A 14477-nucleotide genomic window follows, 5' to 3' on the forward strand; every position below is an offset into this window, starting at 1 on the left:
GTTCAAAACGCTTTTCGGCACAGCCTTTTTGCATTACACGTTTTCAGACACGCGGCGGATGCCCGGCCGTCCATTTTCACAAATAAATGAGGCGGCAGTGGTAATCGGCGCGCCCGGTCTTGATACATAATCGAGCAGCCGATAATCGCTCCGCCAATATTGCGGAGTAACCGTACAGCGTACGTAGCCGCGCTGATCATTAAAAAATTTCAAATGAGGATTTTCGATGTAAAGGGTGTCAGGATGTAACGAACTCGCACGGTCTCCCCCCGAGCTTATAGAAGTTCCGGCGAATTCAGCGCCCACCGTTGTGGAATTTGGGTTATCAAAGTCGCTTTTGATGTCAAATACCCAATTGGTATGCACATCGCCGGTCAGGACGATCGGATTTGAGATATGCTGTTTCTGTAAAAACTCGACAACCTCGTTTCGTTCAGCGGAATATCCGTCCCACCCATCCATCGGCAAAATTTTCACTTCGCCTGCTTGATGGTCGACTTGTGAAAAAAAGACTTGCTGGGCGAGCACATTCCAAATCGACTGTGAGCGGCGCAGCCCGTCATAAAGCCATCTTTTCTGCTCTTGTCCTAAAATGGTTCTTGAAGGGTCTGTTGAATCAAAACTCGGGGGCTTATTGCCGTCATTATTGGCCTGGTCGTCTCGGTATTGCCGCGTGGTCGAGGATATTAAACTCGGCTAAATCGCCATATGTGACTCGGCGATACATGCTCATCTCCGCGCCTCTTGGAATCGACGATTGTCTGAGCGGCATATGTTCAAAATAGGCTTGGTACGCACTTGCGCGGCGCAGGATAAAGCGATCAGGAGATTGATTTTTTTCGGGGATGAATCCGGCATAATTGTTTTCCACGTCATGGTCGTCCCATGTCACAATCCACGGAAACAGCGCGCGGGCCCGCTGGTAGTCGGCATCATATAAATATTGAGCGTGACGCGTTCTGTAGTCTTCAAGCGTCAAGGTCTCCGCGCCTTTATGGAGCCGGACATTCTTAGCGGCAGTCCCGGGCCCATATTCATAAATCGCATCGCCTAAATGCAAAACAAAGTCCAGGCTTTCTTCGGCGAGCCGGCGGTACGCGGTGTAATATCCTTCTTCAAAATGCTGGCAGGAAACAAATGCAAATGCAAGGTGATCCATTTTGGCGGATGGCAGAGGAAGCGTTTTTGTGCGGCCGATTTGACTGGTTTCATACCCGGCATGAAAACGATAATAATAAATGCTGTCAGGTTCAAGCCCTTCTACTTCAACGTGAACAGAATGGGCATACTCCCGCTTGGCGACCTTCTCTCCCTGTTTGACGATTTCCCGAAAGCTGCTGTCGCGGGCGACTTCCCATTTTACCGTCACATCTTCCGGAGACATGCCTCCCTGCGGTCCAAGCGGTTCAGGAGCGAGACGGGTCCAAAGCACAACACCGTCAGGAAGAGGTTCGCCGGATGAGACGCCCAATGCAAATGGATTTGCGGTAAACTTCGGCACTTTCTCAGCGGCCGCTCTCCGTTCTGTTGTTACCGATGTACCTCCTGCGGTTCTCTCATTAAAAGACTCTGAATACCTCTTTGAAACATTTGTTTTCATTACTATCGTCTCCTTTAACTATTCATAATGAAAAACAGTCCGAGGCTTTCTTTACGGATCTACTTTGCTATTAATTTGTAAGCGCTATCATTCCTTTCATCTCTCAAAGTGTGATGCTGTTTTAAATGTAGCAGCTATCTCTCGAAATGTAAATAGATTCCATGTATGATCTGTCACTTTCCCTTACTTAAAAAGTCTTATTTGCATATAGCAGTCTCTGCTTTTTCTCCCTTTTTCAAAAGGCTACTTCCGTCCAATTGACAATTTTTTCATAATATGTCCGTTGAACATAACATAAAAATAGTGATAACGTAATTTTATGAACCGGTTCATGGAATTCTATCCAGTATAAATACAAAAAGGAGATTTGACCATGACAAAATCAATGCAAAGCGGAAATCGTTACGCCAATTGGATTCCAATGAAGGAAATAAGTTCTGCCGAAGATCAGCTGTTTCCGTTTTCGGTTTATCATCGGCTCCGGAAGACAAATCCGGTGCGCTATGATGATGATCGAGAGTGCTGGGATATATTTTCCTACGAAGATGTTCAATATGTGCTGAAAACGCCCAAGCTTTTTTCTTCAAAACGCGGCGGGGATATGAAGGGAAAGAGCATGCTCACGATGGACCCGCCGAAGCACACGAAAATGAGGGCGATCGTCAATAAGGCTTTCACGCCAAAAGCGGTGAAGCAGCTGGAACCGCATATCGAAGAAGTGACTGCCTTTCTGCTTGACGAAGCCAAAGACAAAGATTCATTTGACATGGTCGACGATTTGGCCGGCCCGCTTCCGGTGATTATCATCGCTGAACTGCTTGGTGTCCCGGCGGAAGATCGCCGCATTTTTAAACATTACTCTGATATGATGGTCTCTGGAGCTAAAGACAGTTCCGATGAAGCCGTCAAGCAGATGAACAAACAGCGCGAGGAAGGCGGCGAATTTTTAAACGGCTACTTTAAAAACATCATCGATGAACGAAAAAACGAACCGAAAGATGATTTAATTTCCCTTTTGATAAAAGCCGAAGTGGACGGTGAAAAATTGACGGAAGCCGAACTGCTTAGCTTTTGCACGCTCCTGTTAGTTGCAGGCAATGAAACGACAACCAATTTAATCGCCAATGGGGCCCGCTATTTAACGGAAGATGAAAAGGTGCAGGAAACCGTCAGAAACGACCTGTCACTCGTCCCTCAGCTCGTTGAAGAAACGCTTCGTTATTATCCGCCTGTACAGGCGATCGGACGTGTTGCAGCTGAAGACATTGAAATCAGAGGCGTCCCGATTGCAAAAGGCTCTACTGTGATCAGCTGGGTCGCTTCAGCTAACCGGGATGAAACGAAATTTGACGACCCTGATACGTTTAAGCTTGACCGCAAATCAAATCCACACATGAGCTTCGGCTTTGGCATTCATTTTTGCCTTGGGGCCCCTCTCGCTCGTCTGGAAGCGAAGGTCGCACTGTCATATCTGCTGCGGCATTTTCGGATTGAAAGAGAGCAATCAGAGGAGCTCTCAGCGATTCAAAGCCCTTTTGTATTCGGCGTTCGCCGCCTGCCAGTCCAGCTTTTATCATAGCAAAAAAGGGACGGGCTATAGATGCCCGTCCCTTCTGTGTGACTTAAGGATTTGTAGACCACATGCCTGCGGATTTAATGAAAATGCGCGGGTGCAATTTAAGCTGAGCGACCATGTATTCGGCAAGATCTTCAGGCTGCATAACCCGTTCCGGATTGCCGTCTGTTAATTTGGAATCGATGGCCAAATCTGTCGCGACAGTGCTTGGCGTAAGTGCGCTTACACGGATGTTATGCTTTCTGACTTCCTGCATTAACGATTCGGTCAGCCCAAGAACGGCGAATTTAGATGCGCTGTAGGCACTCGTTCCGGCTGCTCCTCTTTGGCCCGCTGTTGACGAAATATTAATGATATCCCCTGATTGCCGCTCCATCATATCAGGCAGAACGGCACGGGTCACATTGTATACGCCCATCAGGTTGACTTGGATAATGTTCTCCCACTCTTCAGGGGACTGCTCAAGGAAGCCTGCAAATCCGCCAATACCTGCATTATTAATGAGAATATCAATCTGTCCGAGCTCCTCTTGAACAAACTGAACTGCGCTTTCTACCGCTTTTAAATCTTTTACATCTGCTGCGGCAACAGACACTTTCACGCCGAAAGCCTTCAATTCTTCAGCCGCTTTTTCAAGATTGGCTGCTGTACGTCCGATCAGACCGATATGAACGCCTTCTTTTGCAAGGGCAATTGCAGTCGCACGGCCAATTCCCCTGCCCCCTCCTGTAATAAGAGCTGTTTTGTTTTGTAAAGATTGCATCTCAAAAACTTCCTTTCTGTATGTATAGCACCTTTAAATTATAGAGAACTAAAATGCTCGTTTGCAAATGTAACGACTTGCAGTTAGATCGTCATTGGCTGCGGCTTTCCTCCTTTCCCTTCTAAATCCTCATCTTTCAATATGCGAGAGGAAAAAGGAGCCGCGGCAGAGAATTTATTTTTTGTTTAAAAGATCATCAACGACCGCGCTCATTCTTCAAAAGAGCATGCCTTCCCATCCGGGAACAGAGGCTTCTGGAATCTGGTCAAAGCAGCAAATACAAACGGCAAAGACGGTGCTGAATTAATCGTCACAGTCGGATATAAACTTTATATTTTCAGCGACACCTCAAAAGCATTTAAAAATTTTCCCTGGACCTTTCACGGATGGGAAACCAGGAGCAGAAATCATCTTAAAACGCAGGACTCCGTTTTTGTAGTCAAGGGTGATCACAAAAAAACAAAAAATTATCTGATAGGGTCGAACAGTGACATTCAAAAGATTGACGGAGTTTCCGGAAGCGAAATCTTAATTTCTGTACCGCAAAAAGGATTAAAAGTAATCACCGACCGAACCGGGAAGATAACGGATCTATAAAGATCGATGCAAAAAAGCCGGATAACTAAAAATCCGGCCTTTTTGTGGTCTATTTTTTGATTTGAAAGCCGGCGCGGAACCTTTTCAATTCCGATTCGCCGGCTGTTTTATATTCATTGGGCGCCTCGAATGACATTTGTGATCATAACTTCTCGTCTTAAAAAATTGCTTATATGACATTTGGCCTTAATACTTCATGCATTCACCAATGTAAAAAAAAGCAAGTTGACAAAATTATTGTAAATATGGGAAAGACCGAGTATACTCATATAGTTGCCAATCATAAGGAAAAAATATATAAATGGCGGTGGAGACACGTAAACAGATAAGATAGAAACCACAAAAATAAATGAGGAATCTGAATTCATCTTTAGCAAACGTTGATTTTCAGGATGTCCTGCATATGATCAATATTTAATTCTTGGTTTTTTGGGTTAATTGTCGTTACAGGAGGTTTGATATGGAAAAAAAGTTTAATTCCAAGGCGATACTTATCACCTTTATGATTGGTGCATTTTTTGCAATATTAAACGAAACCTTGCTCAATATCGCTTTAACAGAGTTAATGACGGTATTTGGCGTTGATGCCCCGACAGTTCAATGGTTAGCTACCGGGTTTATGCTTGTCATGGGTATTTTAATGCCTGTTTCTGCATTATTGATTCAATGGTTTACGACAAGACAAATGTTTATCGGTGTCATGACGGTGTTTTTATTCGGGACAGTGATTGCTGCTTGTGCGGTGAATTTTCCGATGCTTTTGACCGGACGCATGATACAGGCTGTCGGTACGGGGCTGTTAATCCCTATCATTATGAATGCTTTGCTTTTACTTTATCGGCCGGAAGTCCGAGGGAAAATTATGGGAACGTTCGGGCTTGTGATCATGTTTGCCCCTGCTATCGGCCCTACTTTATCAGGCGTCATTGTTGATCTTCTCGGCTGGCGCTGGCTATTCATCATCGTGATCCCTTTTGCGATATTTTCAATCCTCTTTGCGATGAAATATTTGCAAAATGTCGGTGAAGTGACACGCCCGCGTGCGGATCTTTTATCGATCATTCTCTCAACCATTGGGATCGGGGGTATCGTATACGGATTTAGCAGTGCAGGAGAAGATCCGGACGGATTTGCTTCTGCCAAGATCATTGCTGTGATTGCCATCAGCCTGATCAGCTCGGTATTATTCGTGCTTCGTCAGCTAAAGCTGGATGAACCGCTATTGGATGTCCGTGTGTTTGCCTATAAAAATTATACCCGCGGGGTCGTCATTTTTGTTATTGTCATTATGGCGATGTTCGCTTCTGAAATCGTAATGCCGATGTATTTGCAAGGACCGCTCGGCTTTACTGCGAAAACTGCAGGTTTATTGCTTTTGCCTGGTGCATTGTTAAACGGCCTTATGTCGCCTGCTATGGGCGCTTTATTCGACAAATTCGGGCCGAGAAAACTGATCATTCCGGGCACAATCGTATTAATCGGCGTTATGGTATTCTTTAGCAGAATTAATCCATCGGTGCCGATGTGGTCGTTCATCATTGTTTATATCATCTTGATGCTGTCCATCTCAGCGATCATGATGCCTGCGCAAACGAATGCATTAAATGAATTGCCGAAGCACTTATATCCTCATGGAACGGCGATTTCCAATACGTTACAGCCTGTTGCGGGTGCACTGGGTGTTTCGGTTTTTGTGAGCATCATGAACCAAGGCCAGAAAAGTTTTCTGGCTGAACATAAAGGGGCTGCTGCCGGCGAGCAGCTCATGAATGAAGCGATGACACATGGAGTTCATCATGCCTATTGGTTTGCACTGGCCTTAAGCTGCATTGCTTTCTTGGCCGCGATATTTATTAAAAAGGCGGTTTCGCCTGATTTTGACAAAGAATAATTTTTTCCAGTCCTCGATGTTTCGTTAAAGAAGCTCGAGGGCTTGTTTTTTTCATGACTGGTATATCTTCACTCCAAACAGCTCTCTCAGTTCATCGCGCCCTTTTTCGCTGAAGGCGCTGTTGACACCCTCCCTTTCAAAGATGCCAAGCCAACTAAGCGAGTTTTTGCAGTCATCCTTGCTTACGCTTACCTATCTTTCAAGCGATACTCCCTCCGCTTATCAAATGGTCGAAAAAAACGATATTTTTCATTAAACCTCATGCCGATCATATTTTTTCAGAATTGACGAGATTTTGTGACATGATATAATGCTAGAATCATATTCATTTTATCGGAAAGGAACGTTTTCCATGGAGCCTTATGTTGATCAAAAAGACGGCATTTTCAAATCCGTATGTTCGCTTGACTGCCCTGACCAATGCGGGCTGCTGATTCAAAAAAAAGACGGTAAAATCGTTAAAATTCAAGGTGATCCGGAGCATCCTGTCACACAGGGCAACATCTGCAACAAAGTGCGCAATATGACAGAGCGCATTTATGATCCCAAACGGCTAAAGACTCCGCTGAAACGGACGGGTGCAAAAGGAGAAGAAGCATTCGAACCGATCAGCTGGGATGAAGCGATTGAAACGATTCGCTCCCGCTGGCAGGAGCTCATTGAAAAAGAGGGGGCTGAAAGTATTCTGCCATACAGCTTCTACGGCAACATGGGAAACTTGACGGCCGAGGGAATGGACAGGCGCTTCTTCCACCGCCTCGGATCCAGCCAGCTTGACCGGGCGATCTGCACGCCTGCGGGTTCAACAGGCTATAAATACACGATGGGTGGAAGCATCGGCACTGATCCGGAAGATACAACAGAGACAAAACTGTTCATTTTTTGGGGGATCAATGCGGTCTCAACGAACATGCATCAAATCACCATCGCCCAAAAAGCGCGGAAAAACGGCGCGAAAATTGTTGTGATCGATGTACATAAAAATCAAACCGGCAGAATGGCTGACTGGTTCATCCCGATCCGCCCCGGAACGGACAGCGCACTTGCCCTCGGGATCATGCACGTATTATTCAAGGAGAAAATGGCTGATGAAGCATTTCTCCGCGAATATACAGTCGGACATGAAGAGCTGCGCCGCCATGTTCTGCAATATGATCCGGATACGGCGGCGGAAGTGACCGGCGTTCCGCGGGAAGATATCGTTGAACTCGCCCGTTTGTATGGTCAAACCTCCCCTTCCTTGATCCGCATCGGCAACGGTCTGCAGCATCATGACAATGGCGGTATGATCATCCGAACCATTGCTTGTCTGCCCGCCATTACGGGGCAATGGACGGTAAAAGGCGGGGGCGCGATTAAAGGGAACACCGCTTTTTTAGCCTACAATACAAAGGCATTGCAGCGCCCAGATTTGTTAAATGGCAGAACGCCCCGGGCGATCAATATGAATCAGCTCGGCAAAGCCCTCTTGGAATCCGATCCGCCGATCAGGTCATTGTTTGTGTACGGCAGCAACCCGGCCGTTGTCGCACCTGAAGCGAACAAAGTCAGAAAAGGGCTTGAGCGTGAAGATTTGTTTACTGTTGTGCATGATTTATTTCTGACAGAAACCGCGCGGTATGCCGATATCGTTCTGCCGGCCTCTTCAGCTTTTGAAAATACAGATTTCTATACATCATATTGGCACCATTATACCCAAATTCAAAAGCCGGTTATTGAGAAGTATGGCGAGAGCAAATCGAATACGGAAGTGTTCCGTCTTCTTGCTGAGGCGATGGGCTTTGATGATGAACCGCTCAAAGACTCTGATGAAGATATGATCAGACAGGCTCTTGAATATCCAGACAATCCATGGCTTGAAGGAATTGATTACGATAACCTGTCTGAAAAGCATTTTGTGAAAGCAAAAAGAGAGACTGTTTTTCCCGACAGGCTGCCGACGCCTAGCGGAAAAATCGAATTGTATTCGAAAAAGATGGAACAAGACGGCTATCCAGCCCTGCCGACCCATACCCCGCTTGCAGAGAAAAGCGATTATCCGTTTTTATTCGTACCTGGGCCGAATCATAATTTTTTAAACTCGACGTTTTCAAATAATGATAAACATAAAAAATTAGAAAAGGAGCCTAAGCTTCATTTGAACATAAAAGACGCTGAAGAAAAAGGCATTGAAAATGGAGATATGGTAAGGGTTTGGAATGACCGCGGCGAATGTGTCCTGCCTGCGGCCATCGGAGAAAACGTCCTCCCTGGCGTAGCCGTAAGCCAAGGATTGTGGGCTGATGCGAAAGGCAAACATTATTTGGTGAATGCTTTGACTCCTGATCGTTTAGCCGATATGGGCGGCGGTGCAACCTTCTTTTCAGGAAAAGTTCAAATCGAAAAAGCTTAGGCGCTAAACAGACCGGTCTGCTTCACCGGTCTGTTTTAATGGAGAGGACCTCCGCTCTATTTTTTTCTTCTCGTTATCGTTTTGACATAGCCGGAAGTGAAATCTGCACTGTCTTTGATAAATCTTGTGATGATATGAAGCTCCTGATCGGTATATTGACTGAGAAACATGGCGGATTCTTGAGCCAAATCTTCAAATAATGTATAGATTTCCTCCATGTTTTCCGGAATCAGTTCAATCAAAAGCCGCCTTCTGTCTGCCGAATCTCTGATTCTTCTGACGTATCCCGCTTTTTCAAGACGATCGATCACCCCGGTGATGGCGCCTGTTGTCAGGCCGCTCTTTTCCGCCAATTCCCCTGCTGTTATTTTTCCATCTCGCGAGATGATCTCCAGACACTTATGATCGGTTCCGTTCAATCCGATTTTTTCGCCGATAGCCTGATGCATGAAAACCGTAGCGGTGCTCTGAAATCTCAGCTGCTGAATCAGCTCCCTGATCAGCTCTTCCCTTTCTTTCTGATTTGTTCTTGACATCGGTAACACCCTTCTATAAAATCATTATATCTTAGCAGCTAAGATATTTATCAACTAATATAAAATCATGATAACAGGATGAAGCTCTCATGCCAAATTTTAGTGAGGCCGAATCTGATAAAAGGAGAATAGATTCATTTGTCAAATACTCAAAACAAAAAATTAGGATTCATTGTAGCGGGATTGCTGCTGGCCATTCTCATGGCCTCTATGGACAACACCATTGTCGTCACGGCTATGGGCACGATCGTCGGCGATCTTGGCGGTCTTGACAGCTTTGTCTGGGTCGTATCCGCTTTTATGGTTGCAGAAATGGCCGGAATGCCGATTTTCGGCAAACTATCTGATATGTACGGAAGAAAACGTTTTTTTCTGTTTGGCAGCTTTGTTTTTATGGCCGGCTCTGCATTGTGCGGAACGGCTTCGACCATTGAACAGCTCAGCATCTACCGTACTATTCAGGGAATTGGCGGAGGGGCGCTGATTCCAATTGCCTTTACGATTATTTTTGACATCTTTCCGCTTGAAAAACGCGGCAAGATAACGGGTCTGTTTGGAGCTGTTTTTGGATTATCCAGTATTTTTGGACCGCTGATCGGTGCATACATTACAGATTACATCAGCTGGCACTGGGTTTTTTACATTAATCTTCCGCTTGGTCTCATTTCTTTCATATTGATTCTTCTGTTTTATAAAGAAACGAAGCGGCATGAAAAGCATCATATTGATTGGCTGGGCGCCATTACGCTTGTAGGCGCTGTCGTATGTCTCATGTTTGCGCTCGAGCTTGGCGGCGAAAAATACGCTTGGGATTCAAGTATGATCCTCCTGCTTTTTGGAAGTGCAGCAATTTTATTTATATGCTTCTTCATCATTGAACACAGGGTGAGAGAACCGATTGTTTCCCTTGATATGTTTAAAAATCGGCTGTTTGCCGGAAGCACGCTTGTCGCCCTGTTCTACGGGGGAACTTTTATTTCGGCGACGATCCAGATTCCCATCTTTGTCCAAGGCGTATACGGAGAATCAGCGACAAACTCAGGGCTTGTTCTTTTGCCGATGATGCTCGGCTCCGTCATCTCGGCCCAGCTCGGCGGTTTCTTAACGACGAAAATGAGCTACCGGAATATTATGCTGATCTCAGGATTGATATTGGTCACCGGGTTTTCTTTATTAAGCACGCTGAATATTGACACTCCCCGGATTTTATTAACGGCTTATATGGTCGTCGTCGGCTTGGGGGTAGGTTTTTCTTTCTCCGTTTTAAGCATGGCGGCCATACATCATTTTGGCCCAGAACAGCGCGGGTCAGCGACTTCGACGAGCAATTTTATGCGTTCGCTCGGAATGACAGTCGGTGCCAGCATATTTGGCATGATTCAAAAAAACAGCTTTTCTGACCAAATGACAGGTCATTTTCAAGGGGCAGCGACGCCTGGTGTTTCCTCTCCGCATGATACCGATCAAATACTGTCAAGCGCGAGAGCTGAGATTCCGCCGGAGGTTCTAAATCGCATCACTGAAGCATTGTCAAGCTCGATTGTCCATACGTTTACATGGGCGATTTTGCCTGCATCGGCTGCTTTTCTATTGGTTTTCTTCATGCCGAAAGACCGTGTTAAAGTGAATGTAAAAAGCAAGTGAATGAAGTCGATTCTAGCTCCCCAAAGCTTTCTTTTTTCTGATTTTTGAGATCAGTAAGAGCGGAATCGGCACTATGCCGAATAAAACGGCCGCAATATAGCCGATTATGTCACCTAGAGAAAATACCTCATTGACACTTTTGGGAGTCATTGCAATCAAATATATCACCGGAAGCAGACCGTACATCATCGGTCTGCTCTTATTTTTGAAGATCTGTGAAAGCCCCAGTGATGCAGCGTAAAACGAAATGGAAAATGTCGCAAACAGCTGCATAATCCAGATGACCAGCAGCAATGATTCAAACCGTTCAAATATCAAGCCTGAGACTTCGTAGCTGCGGATCAGGTCAAGCGTCGGCCATGTCATCGCTGTCACTCCGTCAACTGACAGCGCCCCGATCACGAATACGATCGTCGTTAAATAAAAGAGCATGGCTATAGTTATCCCCATCACAACAACTTTGACGCCTTTTTCCGGCTTTTTCATAAACGCCAAAAGAAAGACCATAACTTCGGCGCTGATAAAAGAAAGGGTTGTTGCCTTTGTTCCCTTTAACACCGGCATGACGCCTTTTCCAAGTACAGGACGCAGGTTATCCAGTTCAAATAGTCCAAAGCTCATCAAAACAACCGTTAAAAAGATTATGATTGTAATCGGAAAGATAATTTCAAATAAACGGGCAAGCGATCCCATCCCATCTTTTATTGAATAAAATCCGACCCACATCATCGTCATGATGATCGCCCAAAGGGGTGTTTCCTCCAGCAAAAAAAAGTTGATGACCTCAGCCATGATTCGTACTTCAAAAGCCGCAATCGTCACAAAATGCTCAATAAAGAACAGACCGATCAAAGCACCAAGCCATTTTCCAACAATGTCTCCGCCGTATTGAAAAAATGTTTGTCCCGGATAATCCTGACTTAATTTTGTCATGATCACACCGGCGGCTGTTGTGATGAGCCCGCCTAAAAGGACGGATATCCACACATCCGGTGTACCCGCCTCTTCTACGGCGGTTCTCGGCAAACTGAGAATGCCCGCCGCCATAGTATAACTGACAAAGACAACAATAGCCTGAAAAGTCGTTATTTTATCTTCGGAACGGATCATTGCGTGCTTCTCCGCCTTTCGTGATTAGACATTCTGCTGTTACTGATCACCCACAGTACCGTAATCTTTAATATTGACTTGAACATGATATTTGATCGGTATTTCGGTAAATGTCTGATCCCAATTTTTCTTCAGCTTTTCCCAAAGCCGGGGATGCTTGATTCTCAGCTCGTTTCCGAAGCCGGCGAGGTCTCCTTTGTATACGTTCTGCATTTTTTCTGTAATTTGCTTCATTGATTTCTTCACCGTTTGTGCGGTTTGTTTTTCAACTTTTTCTAAGAATTTGTTGTCAAACGCTTTTTCGGTTGTCATCCAGTTTTCGGCAAGGTGGCCTTCTGACTCAATGTTTACTTCAAATGAGAGGCGGTTTCCTTTGACAATGGGCTTGATGTCACTTTTGATGGATTCCACTGCAAATGCGTTCAGCTTTTTTGCTTTTGAATCATAGTTTTTGACCACACCGCCCTGTCCCTGTCCTGTAATCCACATAATCCCCTCTAAATCGTGTTCATCCAAATAGCCGATCAGCTTATTGTTTTTTCCATTGATTGCAGCGGCGCCCGCATATTTGACTTCTCCTTTAGCGCCGACCACATTTTGAAGCAGAAAGCTTGCTCCAGACCTCATTTTGCCTGTCAGTTTGGCAAGTGTTACAGGAGGCAGAATTTTTTTCGCCTTATACTCATTTTCAAGGATTTTGCGTAGGCGAAACGCCGGCATTTCACCGGTTTCCTTTAGTTCAAGCGTGTCTCTCGCTCTGCCTCTTGTCACGAGAACGAGACTGCTTGGCCTGATTTCATTATCGCGGAGAGGTTGATCGAGCAGTTCTTCCAGTGAATAGGTCCGAAGAAGCTCGGCCGCGATTACGATAACCTTTAAATGGGGACTGAATATCGGCCTGTCTTTCCTCAACGCCACCTCAGCGTTGATCTGCTGGAGTGAATCCCCTGTTTCATAAATGTTGATGTAAGCTTTTTGATCGGACCCTCCTCCCCCGCTCGCCTTTGAACCGGCTGTCTGTTGGTTTACATATTGATAGATCATGGTGACCCGATCCTTTTTCCGATATTCTCCCCCCATCTCATCAAACTTTTTTTCGAGTTCGGTTTCCTTGCCTTTGTCGATCCCAATGGCGAATGTTAAGCCAAGCTCTTCAATTTCACGGCTGCTCCAGCATCCGGTTAATAAAAACAAGAGTAAAAAAACCGATAGAAAGCGGATGTTTCCGGTTATTTTCATGTTTTCTTCCTCCTTACATTTGAAATCGCCAGAAGCACTAGCGGGGTCAATCCGAATAAATAGATCGCGCTGTCGCCGATCAGATCCCCTAATTGAAAAAGATGATTGATATTTTTGGGCGTCATCGCAATCAAATAGACTACCGGCAGCAAGATGTACAAAAGCGGCTGAATATTGATTTTGAAAAGCTGGGAGAGTCCTAAAGCAGCGACATAACAACTAATAGTAAAATTTGCAAATAATTGCATAATCCATATAACAAGCAGCAATGATTCAAACCGTTCAAATATAAGCCCCGGCAGTTCAAAACTTCGCATCAAGTCGAGCGTCGGCCATGTTCTTGTACTCACTCCGTCAATCGACAGTGCCCCGATGACCATGATGACGGTTATCGCATAAAAGATGACAGAAAAACAAACACCAATTAAAGCAGCTTTAAACGCTTTATCCGGCTTTTTCATAAAAGGGATGATGATCATGACGACTTCAATGCCTGTATAAGCGAGAGTCGTCGTCTTGATCCCTTGGATCGCCGGCGTGATTCCTTTTCCTAAGACAGGACGCAGGTTATCCACGTCAAAAATACCTGCGCTCATAAACACAACCGTTAAAAAAATGAGAACCGTAATTGGAAAGACGATCTCATAGAGGCGGGCGAGCGGGTTGATACCGCCGACTAAAAGGTAGATCCCGCACCATAAAAAAATCATCGCCGTCGCCCAGATCGGGGTTTCTCCAAGCAAAAAAAACTGGATCACTTCAGTCACTGATCGAACTTGAAACCCCGATGTTGCAAGGAAATAACAAATAAACAAAAGACTGATCACACCACCCATCCACTTGCCAATAATGTCCCGGCTGTATTGATAAAAGGTTTTGCCAGGATATTCCCTGCTTAATTCCACCATGATGAAGCCCGCCATGATGGCAACCAGTCCTCCGAATATAACGGACAGCCAGACATCCGGCGTTTTGACTGCTTCTACAGATGTCCGCGGCAGTATCAATATTCCCGTTCCCAGAAGAAAATTCGTGACGATAATGACGGTTTGTGAAACGGTAATTTTGTCTTGTTGACTGATTACCATGGGTAGGGGCCCCTTTCCTTTTCAATTGTCAGCCGGTATGA

Annotated in this window: 11 protein-coding genes; 4 read left to right on the forward strand and 7 right to left on the reverse strand. The window is 45.3% G+C overall.

Translation table 11 applies throughout. The features are described 5' to 3' along the window. Window positions 1–33 precede the first annotated feature (33 nt). Window positions 34–687 carry an alkaline phosphatase D family protein gene (locus BTA30_RS23600; protein ID WP_239693653.1) on the reverse strand — a complete coding sequence of 218 codons (654 nt, stop codon included), beginning with the start codon at window positions 685–687 and terminating at the stop codon, window positions 34–36. Beyond that, complete coding sequence (locus BTA30_RS23605) at window positions 644–1600, reverse strand: alkaline phosphatase D family protein (RefSeq protein WP_239693652.1); 957 nt, start codon at window positions 1598–1600, stop codon at window positions 644–646. The genes BTA30_RS23600 and BTA30_RS23605 overlap by 44 nt, the downstream gene beginning before the upstream one ends. 385 nt (window positions 1601–1985) lie before the next feature. Between BTA30_RS23605 and BTA30_RS01535 the strand changes: the two genes are divergently transcribed. After that, window positions 1986–3179 carry a cytochrome P450 gene (locus tag BTA30_RS01535; protein ID WP_076758509.1) on the forward strand — a complete coding sequence of 398 codons (1194 nt, stop codon included), beginning with the start codon at window positions 1986–1988 and terminating at the stop codon, window positions 3177–3179. Window positions 3180–3222: 43 nt separating this feature from the next. Here BTA30_RS01535 and BTA30_RS01540 read toward each other — a convergent pair whose 3' ends face one another. Next, window positions 3223–3939: a 3-ketoacyl-ACP reductase gene (locus BTA30_RS01540; protein WP_076758405.1), complete on the reverse strand. Its 717-nt coding sequence runs from the start codon at window positions 3937–3939 to the stop codon at window positions 3223–3225. A 1057-nt stretch (window positions 3940–4996) separates the two neighbouring features. On the opposite strand from BTA30_RS01540, the gene BTA30_RS01545 reads away from it, so the two are divergent. Then, window positions 4997–6427: an MDR family MFS transporter gene (locus BTA30_RS01545; RefSeq protein WP_076758407.1), complete on the forward strand. Its 1431-nt coding sequence runs from the start codon at window positions 4997–4999 to the stop codon at window positions 6425–6427. Window positions 6428–6779: 352 nt separating this feature from the next. Then, a complete protein-coding gene (locus BTA30_RS01550) occupies window positions 6780–8819 on the forward strand; it encodes a molybdopterin-containing oxidoreductase family protein (RefSeq protein ID WP_076758408.1) in 2040 nt (679 codons plus the stop codon). 56 nt (window positions 8820–8875) lie between these two features. Here the strand turns inward: BTA30_RS01550 and BTA30_RS01555 are convergent, their stop codons facing one another. Continuing rightward, window positions 8876–9355, reverse strand: coding sequence for a MarR family winged helix-turn-helix transcriptional regulator (locus tag BTA30_RS01555; RefSeq protein ID WP_076758410.1), 480 nt, complete (start codon window positions 9353–9355; stop codon window positions 8876–8878). 201 nt (window positions 9356–9556) lie between these two features. Between BTA30_RS01555 and BTA30_RS01560 the strand changes: the two genes are divergently transcribed. Next, complete coding sequence (locus BTA30_RS01560; protein ID WP_239693654.1) at window positions 9557–10999, forward strand: MDR family MFS transporter; 1443 nt, start codon at window positions 9557–9559, stop codon at window positions 10997–10999. A gap of 12 nt (window positions 11000–11011) precedes the next feature. Here BTA30_RS01560 and BTA30_RS01565 read toward each other — a convergent pair whose 3' ends face one another. The 3 genes from BTA30_RS01565 to BTA30_RS01575 are packed head-to-tail and all read right to left on the reverse strand — an operon-like array spanning window position 11012 to window position 14436. Beyond that, window positions 11012–12109, reverse strand: coding sequence for a spore germination protein (locus BTA30_RS01565; RefSeq protein ID WP_076758414.1), 1098 nt, complete (start codon window positions 12107–12109; stop codon window positions 11012–11014). Window positions 12110–12148: 39 nt separating this feature from the next. Next, window positions 12149–13348: a Ger(x)C family spore germination protein gene (locus BTA30_RS01570; RefSeq protein WP_076758416.1), complete on the reverse strand. Its 1200-nt coding sequence runs from the start codon at window positions 13346–13348 to the stop codon at window positions 12149–12151. Continuing rightward, a complete protein-coding gene (locus tag BTA30_RS01575) occupies window positions 13345–14436 on the reverse strand; it encodes a spore germination protein (protein ID WP_076758418.1) in 1092 nt (363 codons plus the stop codon). The genes BTA30_RS01570 and BTA30_RS01575 overlap by 4 nt, the downstream gene beginning before the upstream one ends. Window positions 14437–14477: the final 41 nt, after the last annotated feature.

The sequence above is a fragment of the Bacillus swezeyi genome, from assembly GCF_001969815.1.
Classification (GTDB): Bacteria; Bacillota; Bacilli; order Bacillales; family Bacillaceae; genus Bacillus; species Bacillus swezeyi.

Bases quoted from the DNA above. Each gene is read 5' to 3' on its own strand.
- BTA30_RS01535 (WP_076758509.1), top strand. From the start codon at position 1,986: ATGCAAAGCGGAAATCGTTACGCCAATTGGATTCCAATGAAGGAAATA.
- BTA30_RS01570 (WP_076758416.1), bottom strand. From the start codon at position 13,348: ATGAAAATAACCGGAAACATCCGCTTTCTATCGGTTTTTTTACTCTTG.
- BTA30_RS01545 (WP_076758407.1), top strand. From the start codon at position 4,997: ATGGAAAAAAAGTTTAATTCCAAGGCGATACTTATCACCTTTATGATT.
- BTA30_RS01560 (WP_239693654.1), top strand. From the start codon at position 9,557: ATGGCCTCTATGGACAACACCATTGTCGTCACGGCTATGGGCACGATC.
- BTA30_RS01540 (WP_076758405.1), bottom strand. From the start codon at position 3,939: ATGCAATCTTTACAAAACAAAACAGCTCTTATTACAGGAGGGGGCAGG.
- BTA30_RS01550 (WP_076758408.1), top strand. From the start codon at position 6,780: ATGGAGCCTTATGTTGATCAAAAAGACGGCATTTTCAAATCCGTATGT.
- BTA30_RS01575 (WP_076758418.1), bottom strand. From the start codon at position 14,436: ATGGTAATCAGTCAACAAGACAAAATTACCGTTTCACAAACCGTCATT.
- BTA30_RS23605 (WP_239693652.1), bottom strand. From the start codon at position 1,600: ATGAAAACAAATGTTTCAAAGAGGTATTCAGAGTCTTTTAATGAGAGA.
- BTA30_RS01555 (WP_076758410.1), bottom strand. From the start codon at position 9,355: ATGTCAAGAACAAATCAGAAAGAAAGGGAAGAGCTGATCAGGGAGCTG.
- BTA30_RS01565 (WP_076758414.1), bottom strand. From the start codon at position 12,109: ATGATCCGTTCCGAAGATAAAATAACGACTTTTCAGGCTATTGTTGTC.